Annotated in this window: 14 protein-coding genes, 1 tRNA gene and 1 pseudogene; 6 read left to right on the plus strand and 10 right to left on the minus strand. The window is 65.8% G+C overall.

Going from position 1 to position 16,178, the window contains the following annotated elements:
- Positions 1-11 precede the first annotated feature (11 nt).
- From HMPREF2547_RS10345 to pth, 5 genes are all read left to right on the plus strand, one after another.
- Positions 12-82 (plus strand) — tRNA-Gln (locus HMPREF2547_RS10345).
- Positions 83-169: 87 nt separating this feature from the next.
- Positions 170-1,660: a bifunctional UDP-N-acetylglucosamine diphosphorylase/glucosamine-1-phosphate N-acetyltransferase GlmU gene (gene glmU, locus HMPREF2547_RS10350; RefSeq protein ID WP_048733948.1), complete on the plus strand. Its 1,491-nt coding sequence runs from the start codon at positions 170-172 to the stop codon at positions 1,658-1,660.
- A gap of 7 nt (positions 1,661-1,667) precedes the next feature.
- Positions 1,668-2,645 carry a ribose-phosphate diphosphokinase gene (locus HMPREF2547_RS10355; RefSeq protein WP_016423206.1) on the plus strand — a complete coding sequence of 326 codons (978 nt, stop codon included), beginning with the start codon at positions 1,668-1,670 and terminating at the stop codon, positions 2,643-2,645.
- 250 nt (positions 2,646-2,895) lie between these two features.
- Complete coding sequence (locus tag HMPREF2547_RS10360) at positions 2,896-3,540, plus strand: 50S ribosomal protein L25/general stress protein Ctc (RefSeq protein ID WP_049172236.1); 645 nt, start codon at positions 2,896-2,898, stop codon at positions 3,538-3,540.
- Positions 3,541-3,665: 125 nt separating this feature from the next.
- Entirely contained in the window at positions 3,666-4,274 is a 609-nt protein-coding gene (gene pth / locus HMPREF2547_RS10365) for an aminoacyl-tRNA hydrolase (RefSeq protein ID WP_049172234.1), read from the plus strand.
- 178 nt (positions 4,275-4,452) lie between these two features.
- On the opposite strand, the gene HMPREF2547_RS10370 is transcribed toward pth, so the two are convergent.
- From HMPREF2547_RS10370 to HMPREF2547_RS10415, 10 genes are all read right to left on the minus strand, one after another.
- Positions 4,453-6,186 (minus strand): ABC transporter ATP-binding protein, encoded by a 1,734-nt coding sequence (locus HMPREF2547_RS10370; protein WP_069359274.1) that lies wholly within the window; start codon positions 6,184-6,186, stop codon positions 4,453-4,455.
- Positions 6,183-7,961 carry an ABC transporter ATP-binding protein gene (locus HMPREF2547_RS10375; protein ID WP_070605750.1) on the minus strand — a complete coding sequence of 593 codons (1,779 nt, stop codon included), beginning with the start codon at positions 7,959-7,961 and terminating at the stop codon, positions 6,183-6,185. The genes HMPREF2547_RS10370 and HMPREF2547_RS10375 overlap by 4 nt, the downstream gene beginning before the upstream one ends.
- Positions 7,958-8,641: a class I SAM-dependent methyltransferase gene (locus tag HMPREF2547_RS10380; protein WP_069359276.1), complete on the minus strand. Its 684-nt coding sequence runs from the start codon at positions 8,639-8,641 to the stop codon at positions 7,958-7,960. The genes HMPREF2547_RS10375 and HMPREF2547_RS10380 overlap by 4 nt, the downstream gene beginning before the upstream one ends.
- A gap of 106 nt (positions 8,642-8,747) precedes the next feature.
- Positions 8,748-9,485, minus strand: coding sequence for an ABC transporter permease (locus HMPREF2547_RS10385; protein WP_070605752.1), 738 nt, complete (start codon positions 9,483-9,485; stop codon positions 8,748-8,750).
- Positions 9,482-10,234: an ABC transporter permease gene (locus tag HMPREF2547_RS10390; protein ID WP_070438218.1), complete on the minus strand. Its 753-nt coding sequence runs from the start codon at positions 10,232-10,234 to the stop codon at positions 9,482-9,484. Before HMPREF2547_RS10390 ends, HMPREF2547_RS10385 begins: the two co-directional genes overlap by 4 nt.
- Positions 10,231-11,250 carry an ABC transporter ATP-binding protein gene (locus tag HMPREF2547_RS10395; protein WP_070605754.1) on the minus strand — a complete coding sequence of 340 codons (1,020 nt, stop codon included), beginning with the start codon at positions 11,248-11,250 and terminating at the stop codon, positions 10,231-10,233. The genes HMPREF2547_RS10390 and HMPREF2547_RS10395 overlap by 4 nt, the downstream gene beginning before the upstream one ends.
- Positions 11,247-11,465, minus strand: a complete 219-nt coding sequence (locus HMPREF2547_RS10400) for a hypothetical protein (protein WP_224783744.1) — start codon at positions 11,463-11,465, stop codon at positions 11,247-11,249. Before HMPREF2547_RS10400 ends, HMPREF2547_RS10395 begins: the two co-directional genes overlap by 4 nt.
- Entirely contained in the window at positions 11,462-12,202 is a 741-nt protein-coding gene (locus tag HMPREF2547_RS10405; RefSeq protein WP_070438210.1) for an AMP-binding protein, read from the minus strand. The genes HMPREF2547_RS10400 and HMPREF2547_RS10405 overlap by 4 nt, the downstream gene beginning before the upstream one ends.
- A 173-nt stretch (positions 12,203-12,375) precedes the next feature.
- Complete coding sequence (locus HMPREF2547_RS10410; RefSeq protein WP_224783743.1) at positions 12,376-14,577, minus strand: ATP-binding cassette domain-containing protein; 2,202 nt, start codon at positions 14,575-14,577, stop codon at positions 12,376-12,378.
- Between the two features lie 107 nt (positions 14,578-14,684).
- Positions 14,685-15,266 carry an ECF transporter S component gene (locus HMPREF2547_RS10415; protein WP_224783742.1) on the minus strand — a complete coding sequence of 194 codons (582 nt, stop codon included), beginning with the start codon at positions 15,264-15,266 and terminating at the stop codon, positions 14,685-14,687.
- Positions 15,267-15,449: 183 nt separating this feature from the next.
- Between HMPREF2547_RS10415 and HMPREF2547_RS10420 the strand changes: the two are divergent.
- Positions 15,450-16,178, plus strand: a pseudogene (locus HMPREF2547_RS10420) (transposase); the annotation flags it as partial.

A 16,178-nucleotide genomic window follows, 5' to 3' on the forward strand; every position in this document is an offset into this window, starting at 1 on the left:
GTTTGCCCCATTCTCCCATGGTGTAATGGCAACACTCCGGTTTTTGGTACCGGCATTCTAGGTTCGAGTCCTGGTGGGAGAGCAAGCGGGGGGCCGGCCCCTTAATTAAGAAGTGACTTTTCGCCCCGCCGTGACCGTGATGCACCCTGACCGAGGAGTAGCAAGTTTCATGTCAAACGGTTCGGCCACCGCTGTGGTCATTCTCGCCGCGGGTCAAGGCACCCGAATGAAATCCGATACGCCGAAAATGCTGCACGCTATCGGCGGTCGTACCATGTTGGAGCACGCGCTCTATGCCGCCAAGGGCATTAATCCGGATGAGATTGCTGTTGTCGTTGGCCACCAGCGCGAAAAGGTAATCGACGCCATCGGGACTTGGGCTTCGGATACCGAGCACTCCAACGGTGTCGTCATTGCCCACCAGGACGAGCAAAACGGTACCGGCCACGCTGTTCAGTGCGCGCTGGAGCACCCCGAGCTGCAGAACTTCGATGGCACCATCCTGGTAACCACTTCCGATGTTCCGCTGCTGGATTCCGAAGCGCTCCAGGCACTGCTCGAAGAGCACAACCGCAAGCCACGCGCTGCCGTGACTGTGCTGACCTCCACTGCTGACAACCCGCACGGCTACGGCCGCATCGTTCGCAACGCCGACGGCGAAGTTCTGCGCATCGTGGAGGAAAAGGATGCCTCCGACGAGGAACGCGAGATTACCGAGGTCAACTCCGGTGTCTACGCATTTGATGCCGAGACCCTGGCAAACGCTCTCAAGCAGCTGGACACCAACAATGCCCAGGGCGAGCTCTACCTCACCGATGTCATCGGCATCGCCCGTGAGGCCGACCGCTCAGTACGCGGTCACCGCCTCGCCGATGCCACCGTCGTCGCCGGTGTCAATGACCGCGTCCAGCTGGCTACCCTTGGCCGCGAACTCAACCGTCGCACCTGCGAGGCAGCTATGCGCGGGGGCGCCACTATCGTCGACCCGGACACCACGTGGATTGACGTTGAGGTGGAAGTCGGCCGCGACGTCACGATTCTGCCGGGCACGCAGCTGCACGGCAAGACCGTGATTGGCGACGGGGCCACCGTGGGACCGGACACGACACTGACCAACATGGTCGTCGGCAAGCGCGCCAGCGTCGTACGTACACACGGTTCCGATTCGGAGATCGGCGAGGATGCGACGGTCGGACCGTTCACCTACATTCGCCCGAACACCAAACTCGGTGTCGGCGCGAAGCTCGGCGGCTTCGTAGAAGCGAAGAACGCGCAGATCGGAAACGGTTCGAAGGTTCCGCACCTGACCTACGTCGGCGATGCGGAGATTGGCGAGCACTCCAACATTGGTGCCTCCAGCGTGTTCGTGAACTACGACGGTGTCAACAAGCACCGCACTGTTATCGGCTCGCATGTTCGCACCGGCTCCGACACCATGTTCATCGCTCCGGTGACCGTGGGTGATGGTGCGTACTCAGGTGCAGGTACTGTTATTAAGGACGACGTTCCTCCGGGAGCATTGGCGGTCAGTGGTGGCCGTCAGCGCAACATCGAGGGATGGGTCGAGCGGAAGCGTCCAGGTACCGCTGCTGCTGAGGCAGCGCAGGCGGCGCAGGTAGCTGACAACGCTGACAACAACAAGGAAGACCAGGAAGGCTAGACGGCAGATGACCGGCCAGTGGATCGATAACCAAAAGAACCTCATGCTCTTCTCCGGAAGGGCACACCCGGAATTGGGCGAGGCAGTTGCCAAGGAGCTCGGCACAGAGCTGACTCCGATGACCGCTCGTGATTTTGCCAACGGTGAAATCTTCGTGCGCTACGAGGAATCCGTCCGCGGTTCCGATGCCTTCGTACTGCAGGCGCACCCGGCACCGCTGAACAAGTGGCTCATCGAGCAGCTGATTATGATTGACGCGCTCAAGCGCGGTTCGGCCAAGCGCATCACCGCTATCCTGCCGTTCTTCCCATACGCCCGCCAGGACAAGAAGCACCGTGGCCGTGAGCCGATTTCCGCTCGCCTGGTCGCTGATCTGCTCAAGACCGCAGGCGCTGACCGCATCGTCTCCGTGGATCTCCACACCGACCAGATTCAGGGCTTCTTCGACGGCCCGGTCGATCACATGCACGCCATGCCGATTCTGTCGGAGTACATCAAGAAGAACTACTCCCTGGACAACCTGGTCGTGGTCTCCCCTGACGCCGGCCGTGTGAAGGTTTCCGAGAAGTGGGCCAACACCCTGGGCGACGCCCCGCTGGCCTTCATTCACAAGACCCGTTCCGTCGATGTCGCAAACCAGGTTGTCGCCAACCGCGTGGTCGGCGAGGTCTCCGGTAAGACCTGTCTGCTCATCGACGACATGATTGACACCGGCGGCACCATCGCCGGCGCTGTCAAGGTGCTGCGTGAGGCTGGCGCTGAGGATGTCATCATCGCTACCACGCACGGCGTCTTCTCCGACCCAGCTCGCGAGCGCCTGTCGAAGTGCGGTGCCCGCGAGGTCATCACCACCGATACCTTGCCGCAGTCCACCGAGGGCTGGGACAACCTGACCGTCCTGCCAATCGCACCACTGCTGGCTAAGACGATCCACGAGATCTTCGAAAACGGTTCCGTCACCACCCTCTTCGAGGGTCAGGCATAAGTTCTTTCCGCTTGCCGACGGGCACCCCGCCGCGACCAGCAACCTAGTTTTGCTGGTGGTGGCGGGGTTTGCTGTTTGACCTGTTAGTCCACTACAATTTCTCCGGTAAGTCTCGGCGAGGGCGGCCACAGTAGGTGGTTGCCGTTATCGACGCGACGCTCGCAGCCCAACTTTTGCGCCCACGGTGGCATGGATGCGGCACGTGCTCGACTCGACGACTCAATATCGAATCGTTTAGGAGTCCATTTTCATGGCAAAGCCCAACATCATCAAGATTGATGCCCGTAACCGCACCGAGTTCGGCAAGGGTGCCGCTCGCCGTGCCCGCGTTGCTGGCGACATCCCGGTTGTCATCTACGGCGCTGACCTGGATGCCCCGAAGCACATCCTCGTTGACACTCTGGATTTCCACGCTGTCATCCGTAACCACGGTGTCAACGCTGTTCTGGACGTCAACATCGAGGGCGAGTCCCAGCTGTCCATGGTCAAGGCTGTTGACCAGAACCCGCTGACCCTCGACATCGACCACGCTGACCTGCTCGCCATTCACCGTGACGAGAAGGTTGAGGTTGAGGTTCCGGTCGTTCCGACTGGCGAGCTCGCTCCGGGCGCCCTGCTCATGCAGGATGCCGAAACCATTCTGGTCAACGCACCGGTTCTGGCTATTCCGGAAGAGATCGAGGTCTCCGTCGAGGGCGCAGAGGTCGGCACCATGGTTCACGCCGGCGACGTTACCCTGCCGGAGGGCCTGGTCCTCACCGACGACGCTGACCTGCTCATCTTCAACATTGTCGAGCCGGAGGAAGAGCCGGCTGGCGACGTCGATGCCGACATCGAGGGCATGGGCGAGGCTGAGACCCCGGATGAGCCAGCTGAGGAAGAGGCTGCTGAGTAGTTAACCTCTCGCATGCTTAGCTAACACAGCTGCGTAAGAAAGGGACGGACTTTTGTCCGTCCCTTTCTTTTTTCTGAAACTCCCCGAAGTCAGAAGTCCGCGCGCTGTGTGCCAAGATTGAACTCATGAACGCCTCCACCACACCTTTGCTTGTCGTGGGGCTTGGCAACCCTGGGCCCAAATATGAACTCACCCGCCATAACGTCGGGCATCTGGTGCTAGATGAACTAGCCAGCCGCACTTCTCCGATGCCGTCGTCGTTTAGCGTGCACAAGAAGTCGAATGCTGAGATAGTCCAGACTCGGTTCAAGACTTCCGACGGTGGCGAGCGGCAGGTGATTCTGGCTAAGCCCCGGACGTACATGAACCTGTCGGGTGGACCGGTCGCGGCGCTGACAAAGTTCTTCAACGTCGCACCTACCGACGTCGTGGTAGTCCACGATGAGCTGGACCTGGACCCGGGCGTGGTGCGCCTCAAGCGCGGCGGGGGCGAGAATGGCCACAATGGCCTGCGCTCGACCACGAAGTCGTTGGGCACGAAGGACTACATGCGGGTACGTATTGGCATTGGCCGTCCTCCGGGCCGCCAAGATCCGGCGGACTACGTGCTGCGTAACTTCAATGCTAAGGAACGCGAGGAGCTCGCTTTCACTCTGCCCACTGCTGCGGAGGCGGTGGAGCTAATCGCCAGCCACGGGCTGGAGATTGCGCAGAACCAGATTCACGGGCGGTAGCAGTAGCGGGAAGGGGGCTATTTTCACGTTCCCGGGAGCTTCAGTCTTTACAGCTCGTCGGTGTTCGTGCTGCTCGGCGTTTTCGTCGGCGTTTTCGCTCTGTCCACCGAGCGCCTGGCGGTGGGATTCGGGAAGCTGCGGCAGGGCGCCCGTGAGGGCATCGACCAGGTGATGAGGATCAGGCGTCCGAGGAGCTCCCCGTCCGGCACGCCCACGACTCGGCGTAGCGGCCGCCCTTCGCCAGCAATTCATCGTGCGTGCCCCGTTCTGCGACCGTCCCGTCCTCCGAAAGCACGACGATGAGGTCGGCATCGCGAACGGTGTGCAGGCGATGGGCGACGACAATCACGGTGCGATCGCCGCGCAACGCCTCCATCGTGCCGACGATCGCCCGCTCAGTGGCCGCATCCAGCGAGGACGTCGGCTCGTCGAGAAGCACCACCGGGGAATCCTTCAGAAGCGCCCGGGCGATGGCGAGGCGCTGCCGCTCGCCTCCCGACAGCAGCGTCCCCTCCTCCCCCACCGGGGTATCCCACCCGGAAGGCAGCAGCTCCACGATGCGGTCCACCCCGGAACGCCGGGCGGCCTCGCGCAAGCGATCCCCGTCACCGGGCTCGGAACCGAATCCGGGATCGGCGAAGACCACGTTGTCCCGCACGGACGCGTCGAAAAGGAACGTCTCCTGGAACACCGGGGTCACCAGCGAGTTCACGCCGTCGGTGCCAATCCGAGGCAAGGGTACCCCGCCGATGAGGACCTCCCCCGAGTCCGGATCATGAAAACGCGACAGCAGCCGCATGACCGTCGTCTTGCCCGCCCCCGACGGTCCCACTACGGCAACCAGCGCTCCCTGAGGGGCACGGAAGCTGACGCCGTCGAGAACCTTCTTATCCCCGTACCCGAAGCTCACGTCGCGGAACTCCACGTCATGCCCGTCGGGCAGCTCCGGTGCGGCAGGTTCGGGAAGGGCGGGGATTGCCCGCAGGTCACGCAACGCAGCCAACGTGTTGCGGCCCGCACCGAAACCGCCGGACAACGCTCCCGCCGTGGTGATCGGTCCGGTGAACTGGACGACCACGATGAGCATCGGCGCCAAATGCGCCGGCGCCATCCCGCCCGTCGCGGCGACTGCCACGGCGACTATCACCGCCGCCGTGAACACCGCATGGACGACCGAACCCAGCCGTCCGATGGCCGCCCCCTGCGTCGACGTCGCCTTCGCGAACGCATCGTGTTGGGCCCGGATTGCCTCATCCACCATCGCGTCCGCCGCCGAACCGTCGCCCGCGGCGCGAATCGCCTGCTGGCAGCGGGTGAACTCGATCAGCCTGCCGGAGACGGCAGCGACGGCGTCAGCATGCGCTTCGTCCGACTCCCCGCCGACGCGACCAATAGCCCGGTAGGCGAAGAAGATCACCGGCGCCGACGCGACGAGAACCAAACCGACGCGCCAATCCACCGCCAGAATTCCGAAGGCGATGACGGTCGGCGCAACCGCCGCGGCGATGACAGGCCGCAGGATCACGTGCGGCACGGACGCCGCGAACGCGATACCCGACGATGCCATCTCCGAAAAGCGGCCGGCCGTGGACTTGGTGACGTACCCGAGTGGCAACGTCAGCACGCGTTCGCCCAGAGAACGCAGTAGGGACGACAGCACCGCTGCGGAATTCGCCCTGCCGACCGTCCCCGCGGCGAGAGACAGCACCGCATGGGCGGCCGCGAGGCCGGCGATGACGCCGGTGAAACGCCACGCCGTCGCATCATCTCCCTCGGCCAGAGCCGACAGCAGCGGCAGCAGCGCGACGAACGCCGCTCCCTGAGCCAGCGCGGCAAGCGCGGCCAACGCAATGAGCCACGCCAGCGTCATTCTCGAGCGCCGATCCGTCATCGACCACAAGTCCCGAATCATCGGTTCCCCGCCTTTTCATCGTCTAATTCAGTGCCCCGCGGGGCGGATGGTTCGTCGTCGAGCGCGAACGCGCGCCACAAATCCCGGTAGCGGCCACCGCGCGCAAGCAACTCGTCGTGGGTACCCGCCTCCGCGACCGCTCCCCCGTCGAGAACGAGGATGCGGTCGGCGTTGCGGATCGTGCTCAACCTGTGCGCGATCACAATCACCGTCCGTGAACGGGCCAAACGCTCGATTGCGGACTGGATGAGGGCCTCGGAAGCCGAATCCGCGTAAGCGGTTGCCTCGTCGAAGATGAGCACCGGCGCGTCCGTGACGATCGACCTCGCGATGGCCACGCGCTGCGCCTCACCACCGGAAAAGGTCACGTCGACGTTGACCACCGAATCCAGGCCCTTCGGCAGCGCCGCGATGACCGCACCGAGGTTCGCGAGCTTCGCGGCCGCCATGATTTCGCCGTCGGTGGCGTCTCTCCTGGCCAGCCGGATGTTCTCCCGCAACGGCAGCGTGAGCAACTGCGGATCTTGGAACACTACCGACACCGAGCGGTGCACGTCACGCACGGCGATGTCGCGAAGATCGGCGCCGCCCAGCAGCACCGAGCCTTCAACGGGGTCGTAGAAACGCGCCAACAGCCGGGCGACGGTGGACTTTCCGGAACCGGAGGACCCCACCAGCGCAGTGAGGGTCCCCGGTTCGAACGTCGCGGACATCCCGTCGAGGACCCGCGGCCCATCGCCGTAGGAGAAGACCAGGTTCCGGGCCTCGAGCGCGCCTCCGCGCGCGGGCACCGGATCGGCGGGCTCGACGATCGGCGGCGTGCCCAGCACCTCCGCGATGGACTTCAGGGCAGCGATCCCCGCGATGATGGGTTCGGAGTTCATGGCCACCCGCACGATTGCCGCGGAGAGTCCAAGGCCGAGAACCAGCCCGGCGACGAGCCCCTCCGGTAGGCCGTCCGCGGCGTCCCTCAGAGCGAGGCCGGCCCCGCACACCACTGCGAGGACTGTGATCGGGGACGTCACCACGTCGATGACCCCGAGATAGATGTTCGACTGCCGGGACCAGGCAGACCACGCACGGACGAACGACAGCGCCGCGGCATCGTAGCGACCCGCGCCCTGGTTGGCGCGTCCGAAGGACTTCATCACTGAGATACCTCGCACCAACTCGATGACCGCGGCCGTCACTCCTTCGGAGGCTCGCTCGTAGTCGCGCTGAAGACCGGCTCCGCGCGAAATCATCACACCCATCAGGGCGAAGGTGACCAGCACCGGGACGACCGCCACCGCCGCGATCCGCCAATCCACCGCGACGAGCGCGATGAGGGAAAGCAGGGGAACCAGCACCGCCACCACGGTCTCACCGACGGTGTGGCCCATGAGCTGGTGGACAGCCGCGACGTCCTTCTCAACCGACCCGATGATTCCCGACGAGCGCCGGGCGTCCAGCCAGCCCAGCGGCAACTTCCGGATTTGGGCGACCAGCTGGCGCCGGAGGTGGAGCTGCAGGTCGTTATCCGCCCGGTGCGAGAGCATACCGGCGGCGCCGTCCGCGGCCATGCGCACCGTTGCGGCGACGACGATGACAGCCACGGCCAACCACGTCCGATGCTCCGGGGCCTCCGGGTACGTCATCGCGATGTCGATGATGCCGACCAGCGAAGCGACGGTAGCCACCGACGACAGGACGGATAACGCGACCACCGCACGCATCCGGGTCCGGATCGGGGCGAGCAGCGACCACGGGCTTACGGTCCCGTCCACGGCGCTCACTTGCCCGCCTCCCCGATCGTGCTTTTCTTCGTGAGAGTGCAGAAGTACACCATGCCGGCGCGTGAGGCTCCGCCCAGCTTCAGCCCGTTGGCTTCGGCGAGGTCCTCGAGCTCGCTGCCCCGGAACACCCGGTGGCCCATCTTCGCCATGACGGCCATGTCGACCCGCTCGTTCACGTCGGGATCCTCGGCGAACGTCTGCACGTAAGCGATGCCGCCGTCGGCGAGCAGCCCGGCGACCCTGCCGAGCACAGCACCCGCATCCTTCATTTGGTGGAGCGCGCCGCACACCCAGATTTCATCGGTCCCGCCGGGCTCTCCCGCGAGCGGCGCGAGGACGTCGGCGACGTGGAATTCCGTCCGGGCCCCGAGCCCTTCGACGGCGGCGCGTTCGCGGGCGATGCGGATCGCATTGGGCGACAGGTCGTAGCCGACGATGTTCGCCCTGCGATAGCGAGGCTCGGCGGCAAGCATGCGGGCGAGCCACCCGGTTCCGCAACCGAGGTCGAGAACCCGGGCTGGCGCATCCGGCCCGGGATCCAGCGCACGGAGCTTCCGATACACGGCGGCGGCGTCCATCGGTTCACGCGCATAGCGGCTGAGGAACCTCGGCTGGACCTTGTCCTCGTAGGCCGCGAGGAGTCTGCGGTTGTTCTGGACGATCTGGGCAATCGACTTCATCTGGTTCTGTCTCCGGGTGTGTGGGCCGCGTCCACGCGGCGGTTTCGGGTTAGGTGCTCGGGTTCGCGGGCCGTCATCGGCGGCGCCGCCCCCGTGGACGTGCCCGTCATGCAGACTCCCCCGGCCTGATTTTCACGGCGATGCCCCACGCCGCGAGCACGGCGATGCCTAAGAACCAGGCCGCGCAGACCACCAGACCCGCAGCCCCGGTGCCGTTGACGGCCTCGCCGGCCGCGGATACGGGGGTGTGCCCGGCGATTCCGCGCAGGAGAGGACGGAAGTGGTCGGCGGGCATGAGCACCGTGTTGACGAACATCGCAACGATGATTAACGGGATGAGAGCCACGGAACCCTGGGGGCTGGTGATGGAGAACGCGATGTACGTGCCGGTGCATGCGGCCGCCGCGGCAACCATCGCGCCGGTCACCGCGATCCTCCACCACCAGGACACCTCCGGGAGGCCGTCGGACAGCAAGGCGGCCACCGCCGCGACGACGACCGTCATCGCCATGATCCGGATGAACTCGGCAATAATCCGTGCGGCCGGCACGGCCGCGTACGGTGACGGCATGGTGATTAACCGCTCGTGGAAGCCATTGCTGCGTTCAACGAACACGGTGGACGATCCCGTGATGGCCAGGATGAACGCCCACGCCGTCACGACCAGGATGACCGCGTTCCGGAGTTCGAACTCTCCGGTGAGCTGCCTGACCAGGCCACCGAACATGCGGTTGACGATGAACAGGTACACGAGCGGAGCAATGAACGTCATGAACCAGAAGTCGGGGCGCCGCAGCCAAATGTGGGCAATGCGCCGCAGATGCACGAAGATGGGGCCGATCATGATTCGCTCCTCGAGGTGAACCGGCGGATGAACAGGACGATTCCGGCGACCGCCGCGACACCGAGCCACAGGGCGGCCTCTTCCCCGGCGCGATCCGGGAAGGCGTCCGGGGACGCCGCCCTAATCACCTCGATCACCGGCGAAAAAGGCATGTGGCGCACGACGTCGCGAAGGGAGCCGTCCAAAGCGGTCGCCGGAATGAACGCGGTGGAGAACATGAGCAGCAGCATTTCCAGCGCCTGGATCGATGAGGCCGTCGACACCGGGGCGGGCACCATCAGGATCACCCCGTCCGTGACCAGGGACAGGACCGCCGCGGCGAGCAGCGACCACAGGACAGTCCACGCGACGTCACCGATAGCCATGTCGAGGCCGCAGGACCACGCGACGACCAGCAGCGCCGCGATCGACGCGGACATCCGCAGCACATCGGTGGCGAGCCTGCCGGCGACATAGCCGCCTGTGGCCCCGGGCAACACGCGCACGCGGTCAACGAGCCCGGACTCGACGTCCTGTCCCACCGCCATCGCCGACGCCGCGGCGGTGAACATCGCCGCCTGGAACAGGCAGCCGCCGAGCACGAAACGCAGGTACCCGAAGCCGGATTGCCCCGCCGAGTACCCAAACACCGCGTACAGGCACAGCAGGAAGAGCGGCGGAACTACGAACATGGAGATCAGCGACGCGGTGTTGCGTCGCAACAGCAGCAGATCCCGACGGAGAAACGCCGCGACCGACGTCGCACTCATCGCGCCGCACCCCCTGCGTTCATCGATATGAACACCTCGTTGAGGGTGGGCGGCGACACGCTCAGCGAATCCGGCGACGCTTCCGAGGCCTCCATCGCCTGCGCCACCGCCTCGAGGACCCGCGGTCCGGGGTCGACGTCGAGGGACACCGACTTCCCCGCGACGCGGGCGCCGTCCAGGCACGTTCCCCCGAGGCAGCGGGCGAACGCCTCCGCCTCGGCGGCGGTGGCAAAGGACACGCGGAGCACGTGCGACCCGAAGTCGCGGCGCAATTCCTCCGGCGTTCCGCTGGCGACGATGCGGCGATCCTTGAGCAGATGGACGTGGTCTGCCAGCGCCTCCGCCTCTTCCAGGTACTGGGTGGTCAGCACCAGGGTCATTCCGTCGTCCCGCAGTTGCCGGATGAAGCCCCACAGCTCTTCGCGGCTGACCGGGTCCAGCCCCGTCGTGGGTTCGTCGAGGAACAGCAGCCTGGGCACGACGCACAGCGACGCGGCGATGTCGAGGCGGCGCCGCATGCCACCCGAATAGGCCGACGCCAGCGTCGAGGCACTGTCCGCGAGCGAGAATTGCGCGAGCAGTTCCGTCGCGCGGGCGGCCGCGGCGGCGCGGTCGAGTCCGCGCAGCCGCCCGAAGAACTCCAGGTTCTCCCGGCCGGTGAGGTTCTCGTCGATCGCCGCGAATTGGCCGGTGGTGGCAATGTCAGCGCGCACGCCCGCCGGGTCCTCTTTCACATCGCGCGAGAAGATGCTCACCTCGCCGGAGTCGGCGGTGATGAGCGTCGACAGGATTCGGATGAGGGTGGTCTTGCCTGCACCGTTGTGGCCGAGGAACGACACGATCGCCCCGGTGGGCACGGTGAAACTCACGCCGTCGAGCACATGCTTGCGCATCCGGGCACCGCGCTTTCCCTTGCGCCCGCCTTCGGGCGGGGTGCCCGCTTTGCCCGCAATCGGGTAGCTCTTCGTGAGGTCGCGGACGACAATCGTCGCACCTCGTTCAGCTTGATCCGTCATCGTTTCCCCTTTCCTTTGGTATCGCAGTGGGCCGCTGTCGGCAGCGGCCCCGTGGTCGGGTTGTCATGCGGCACCTCGATATGGATGCCCGCATCGCGGGCGAAGGCGAGGACCGGTTCGAGGAGCCGGGGGTGGCCGACGAGATCCCGGCACCCCGGCGCGACCGGCTTCCCCGCGACCGCCACAACGGTGGCGGCAGCAATCGCCGCGGTCATTTTGTAGGAACCCGGGCCGGTCGCCCGGACGACGGTCGTTTCGGCCGGTGCCTGGTCACGGCCTCGAACCACCTCGGGGGATCGGCGACCACCTCGGAAACCGGCAGCAACACCTGGTCGTAACCACAAAAAAGGGCGTAGACGTGGAAGCCGATCAGCGAAAGGTTGTGGGTCAAAGGTAGCCACGTGAGCATCTTGTTCTCGTACCGGTGTGCGTGGCGTGGGATCGTCGCGCGCAGACCGTTCAGCACGGACTCGTTGGTTACGATGACGCCCTTTGGCGATCCCGTGGAGCCGGACGAAAACTGGATAAGGGCTTCGCCGGCCGTCCCACCTCGCACCGGGAACGCGGGGACCGCCCCGGAGCCATCCCCGGAATCCACGTCCCCCGCCTGAGAGAAGTCCGATTCAGCATCACCCGGCATCGCCGCACCCGGTTCCGCGGCAGCGTCATTGACGATGGACACGTCGAGCAGCCGGTCCTCGCCCACGACCACGGCACCGTTTGCGCCGGTGAGCAGCGTGTGACTGCGTTCGTCGACCAGGATCGGGGCCCCGGGCATCATGTCCGAGAGCGTCCGCACCCTGTCGACGTCAACCGGGCCCGCCACCGCCTCCGCATGGACCCGGCCATACGGGACGAAGACGTCCCGCCGATTCTCGACGAAGGTGATCCCCTTTTTCGTCTCATCGGCCTTGTCCCGAAGCACGTCGCTGATGGTCCGGATCGTGTTCATTGGTACCTCTTTCGGTTGTCGGCGCCATGCCGGTGCCGGGCGGACCGGGCCGCATGGCGTGACCCGGCGGATGTGTCTGAAGGGTTGAAAGGGTGACGAAACTGGGTGGGGCGCGTCTCCGCACAAGCTCGGAAACGCTCGCGGGCCCGGGACCCGCCGGTTCCGGGTGCCCGTCAAGTCACTGCGGACACCAGGGCGGCGACGAAGGCCGCGGCGGACGCTGCGGCCACGAACCCGTCACGCACTCGCCAGGGGTAATCGGTGCGGAAGGTGCGCCGCGGATGGCGGCCGAAGTTGCGCATCGCCAGGGTCAGGGACAGCTTTTCGGCGCAGCGCACGGCGCTGACGAACAGGGGAAAGGCGATGCGCGCGGGCGTCGTCGCGCGGATGAAGCCGGAGCGGAAAGACTGCCCCGGTCGCATTGAGCGCAATCTAATCGCCCATGTCAGATGGGGGATTTCGCTGCGCAGGAACGCCGCGATGCTCACCCCGGAAATCGCTATGGTGCACCATGTGTAGGGCACCCGGAGGCGTTGCACCATGGCGTCGAAAAGCTCCTCGACGCGCATGCACGCGGAGACCAGGACCGTCCCCGCGAACACGGCCGTCAGCAGCAGTCCGTGATGGATGCCGTGGCGGACGGCCTCCGCCGCATCCCCACCTCCGTAGAACTCGGAGCGCCACCCGAGCAGGCCGAAGAACACCCCGATTAACAGGACGAGAAGGACCTTCCCCGCCGTCGCCCGAACGTCGCGTTCCGCGATCGCAGCGAGTGCGAGGAACGCGACCACCGTCAGGGCGAGAACGGCGTCTCCGCCGTAGAGCAGCCCGGCGACGAGGACGAGCATCACCGCCGCGACAATCGTGATGGCGTTCAACCCCGCGCGCCTTCGAGCGGCGGATCCACTGGTCCAGGGGCTTTCGTCCAAGGACGTCCGTGCGCCGGCCGCGGGCAGTGCACGATCCCGCCGGGACGACTCCGGGGAAGCCGGCACGTCGGCTGCGGGACCGGACCAGGCGACCTTCCCTTCGGCGACGATGCTCGCCCGATCCGCCCACGTTCGCGCGGCACGGCGGTCGTGGCACGTGAACACAACGGTTCCGCCGGCCCCGGCGTATTCCGCTAGGGCATCCAGTACGATGCGCGAGCTCGGCGAATCCAGGTGCGCCAACGGCTCGTCGAGAAGCAGCAAACGGCGATTGGCCGCCACCGCCAGGAAGATGCCCAACCGTCTTTTCTGTCCGCCCGACAGGACGAACGGCGAGACGGGGTCAAGTGCCCGGGGGCACAGGGCTTCCCGCAGTTTCCGCAGCTCATCGGCGCCGAGTGGTCCGTGCGGGTCCGTGCCGGCCAGCGCGGAGTCGATTTCCGCGGCGACGGTCGCGCGGGTGAACTGGTGCTCGGGGTTCTGGAACGCCAACGACGCGAAGGCGTCGGGCACGCGCCGGGCGGACGCGCCGTCAATCCGGAGGTCCGCTCCCGCCGTCATCTGGCCCGACAGCACCGCCAGCAAGGTGGACTTACCGGCTCCGTTGGCACCGACTAGGGCATGAATCTCGCCCCGTTCCAGTGTCAGATCGGCCCCGTTCAGGATCCTCTCCCCGCCTCGGGCCACGTGGGTTCCGGTCAAGGCCAGCAGTGGAACGGCATCCGCCTCCGATTCCGGATCGGGACGGTCCGGCGCCCCCGTGCCCGGCGTACTGGCGTCCGGCGTTCCGGCGGTCGCGGCCGTCGTCGCAATGCCCTTCACCGCGATGCCATCCGGCGCTCCGTGGGCGGCGACGCTCCCGTCCGCATCGAGGACCGTCACCGTGTCGACCCACCCGTCGAACGGGCGGAGGTCGTGCTCGATGAGCAGGATAACGCGCCCCGGGGCCCGCAAATCACGGATGGCGGCGAACAGCGACCGGCGACCGTCCTCGTCGACGTGGGCCGCGGGCTCGTCGAAGATCATGACCTCCGGCGCCCTGGCCACCGCACCGGCGATGGCCATCCGCTGGCGTTGCCCGCCCGACAAAGCCCACGGATCCTTCTCCGCGAGCTCTGACAGCCCGACCTCCGATAGAGCCTCGGCTGATCGCTTGGCGACGATACCGGCTTCCACGAGGGAAAACTCGAGGGCCATGGCCACGTCATCGACGACTCGGAGCGTGAGCACCTGCGTCGCCGGGTCTTGCCCGACGAAGGTGACCCGGTCCCCGTCCACGGGGCGTTCGGTGCCGTCGGCATCGATGATGTGCACGAATCCGGCATGGTCGATGGGGATGTGCGAGGGGATCAGTCCAGCGATGAGGTGGGCCAGGCTCGTCTTTCCGCATCCCACGGGTCCCGTGATGGCGTTGATCGTGCCGAAATCGAAGGAGAGATCCACCATGTCGGGTGCCCATCGCCCATCGGCGTGCCGCACACCTGCACCACTAACCCGTAACCGGGCCGGGGCCGTCCCGCGTGTCGCACCGGCGCACGCGGGTGCTCCGCCGGTCACCGGGTGACCCCGCGGCTGCGAAGCCCCTTTGCGACGGCAAAGCCCAGGACCAAAAACACCAAGCTCGATGCCAAGGCTACGGCGAAGCTGATCAGGGTCATGGGCGTGGTCGGCGAGTCGACGCCGACTGCGCGCGGGGCCATCGTTCCCATCAGCGCGGAGAACAACATCGCCGAGGCCACGAACTGGGGACGCGTCCACCGCCGGTACAGGGTGACCATGAACGGAAGCTCGATGAGCAATCCTTCCATAATCAGCGCCCCGATTGCGGCGACGCCGAACGGGGTGGTCGCCGCGGACACGACGCCCATGGCAAGGCACGCGATGAGGCTCGCGCCAAGCTTGCGGACGACGATGAGGGGAACAACGCACTGCAGGAACCACAACCCGAGCGTCGCCGCGACGAGATAAACGTGGGCGATGCCGGCGAACACCTGCAGGTAGGTCAGGGGCACGATGATGAGAGACCCCGCAACGCCGATCGCGGCGGCGACGAGCATGTCGCGGGTGGATGGTCGGCCACCCGCTGCGACCGGTGCGACGTGCACCAACCGCCCGTCATCCGTCTGCGACGCCACCGCGTCCCCGACTCCCTCTCCGGAGAGGGGCTCTCCGGTCGATCCACGTTTTCCGTTCATCGTCGCCGCCTCGCTTCCGTTGCCGGTTCCCGATCGGGAACACCACCTAAAACAGCCTTAGGTTAGGCAATGCTTATCGGCTTACGCCAGGCTCAATTTACTGAAATTACCCCCGCCTCCCCCCGAACGAAAAACCGCCTTCCCAGCGTGCTCACACAGATTCGCCCCGTACTCGAGCGCGTCTTTGCAGGCGAGATTCTCTCCCGCACGCTGGTGCTGGACTCGCTCATCCACTACGAAGGTCCGACAAAACTGGCCGCCGCAGGTCGAGGCCGGGTCCTGAAGTGGATGCGCAACCGCGCCAAGAAGGACCCTGCTGCCCTGGTTGACGCATTTTTCGCCGCCCTTGCCGAGCGAATCGTCACGGTACCCGACACTGCGGCAGCAGAATTGGTCATTCCCCAGCTGGCGGCGAACATCAAAGCGCTTCAAGCACAGCGCGACACGATTGCCGGACAAGTCGAGGAGATGCTTGAATCGTTCCCTCTTGCCCAGGTCTTGATGTCGATGCCCGGCGTAGGCATCAAGACCGCCTCTAACATCGTGTTGCCCATCGGCGATTGCCAGGACTTCGCCGACGCCGCGCACTTGGCCGCTTACGCCGGCATCGCGCCGACCACCCGGCAGTCGGGTACGTCGGTCCGCGGCGAGTTTCCCACCAGGGCCGGCAATAAACAGTTGAAAAACGCGATGTTTCGATCGGCGTGGATCGCGTCGCACTGCCATCCCGCATCGCGCGACTACTACCTGCGTAAACGGGCTGAAGGACAGAAGCACAATGCCGCGGTGATGTGGCTTGCCCGGAGCCGCTGCAACGACATCTATGCCCTGTTGACTCGGCGTGAGTTCTTC

Source organism: Corynebacterium sp. HMSC055G02, from assembly GCF_001809065.1.
Taxonomy (GTDB): domain Bacteria; phylum Actinomycetota; class Actinomycetes; order Mycobacteriales; family Mycobacteriaceae; genus Corynebacterium; species Corynebacterium jeikeium_D.

Excerpts from the sequence above, each read along its gene's own strand:
- HMPREF2547_RS10355 (WP_016423206.1), top strand. The coding sequence starts at position 1,668 with ATGACCGGCCAGTGGATCGATAACCAAAAGAACCTCATGCTCTTCTCC.
- HMPREF2547_RS10385 (WP_070605752.1), bottom strand. The coding sequence starts at position 9,485 with ATGATCGGCCCCATCTTCGTGCATCTGCGGCGCATTGCCCACATTTGG.
- HMPREF2547_RS10405 (WP_070438210.1), bottom strand. The coding sequence starts at position 12,202 with ATGAACACGATCCGGACCATCAGCGACGTGCTTCGGGACAAGGCCGAT.
- glmU (WP_048733948.1), top strand. The coding sequence starts at position 170 with ATGTCAAACGGTTCGGCCACCGCTGTGGTCATTCTCGCCGCGGGTCAA.
- HMPREF2547_RS10395 (WP_070605754.1), bottom strand. The coding sequence starts at position 11,250 with ATGACGGATCAAGCTGAACGAGGTGCGACGATTGTCGTCCGCGACCTC.
- HMPREF2547_RS10400 (WP_224783744.1), bottom strand. The coding sequence starts at position 11,465 with ATGACCGCGGCGATTGCTGCCGCCACCGTTGTGGCGGTCGCGGGGAAG.
- pth (WP_049172234.1), top strand. The coding sequence starts at position 3,666 with ATGAACGCCTCCACCACACCTTTGCTTGTCGTGGGGCTTGGCAACCCT.
- HMPREF2547_RS10370 (WP_069359274.1), bottom strand. The coding sequence starts at position 6,186 with ATGATTCGGGACTTGTGGTCGATGACGGATCGGCGCTCGAGAATGACG.
- HMPREF2547_RS10360 (WP_049172236.1), top strand. The coding sequence starts at position 2,896 with ATGGCAAAGCCCAACATCATCAAGATTGATGCCCGTAACCGCACCGAG.
- HMPREF2547_RS10380 (WP_069359276.1), bottom strand. The coding sequence starts at position 8,641 with ATGAAGTCGATTGCCCAGATCGTCCAGAACAACCGCAGACTCCTCGCG.
- HMPREF2547_RS10390 (WP_070438218.1), bottom strand. The coding sequence starts at position 10,234 with ATGAGTGCGACGTCGGTCGCGGCGTTTCTCCGTCGGGATCTGCTGCTG.
- HMPREF2547_RS10410 (WP_224783743.1), bottom strand. The coding sequence starts at position 14,577 with ATGGTGGATCTCTCCTTCGATTTCGGCACGATCAACGCCATCACGGGA.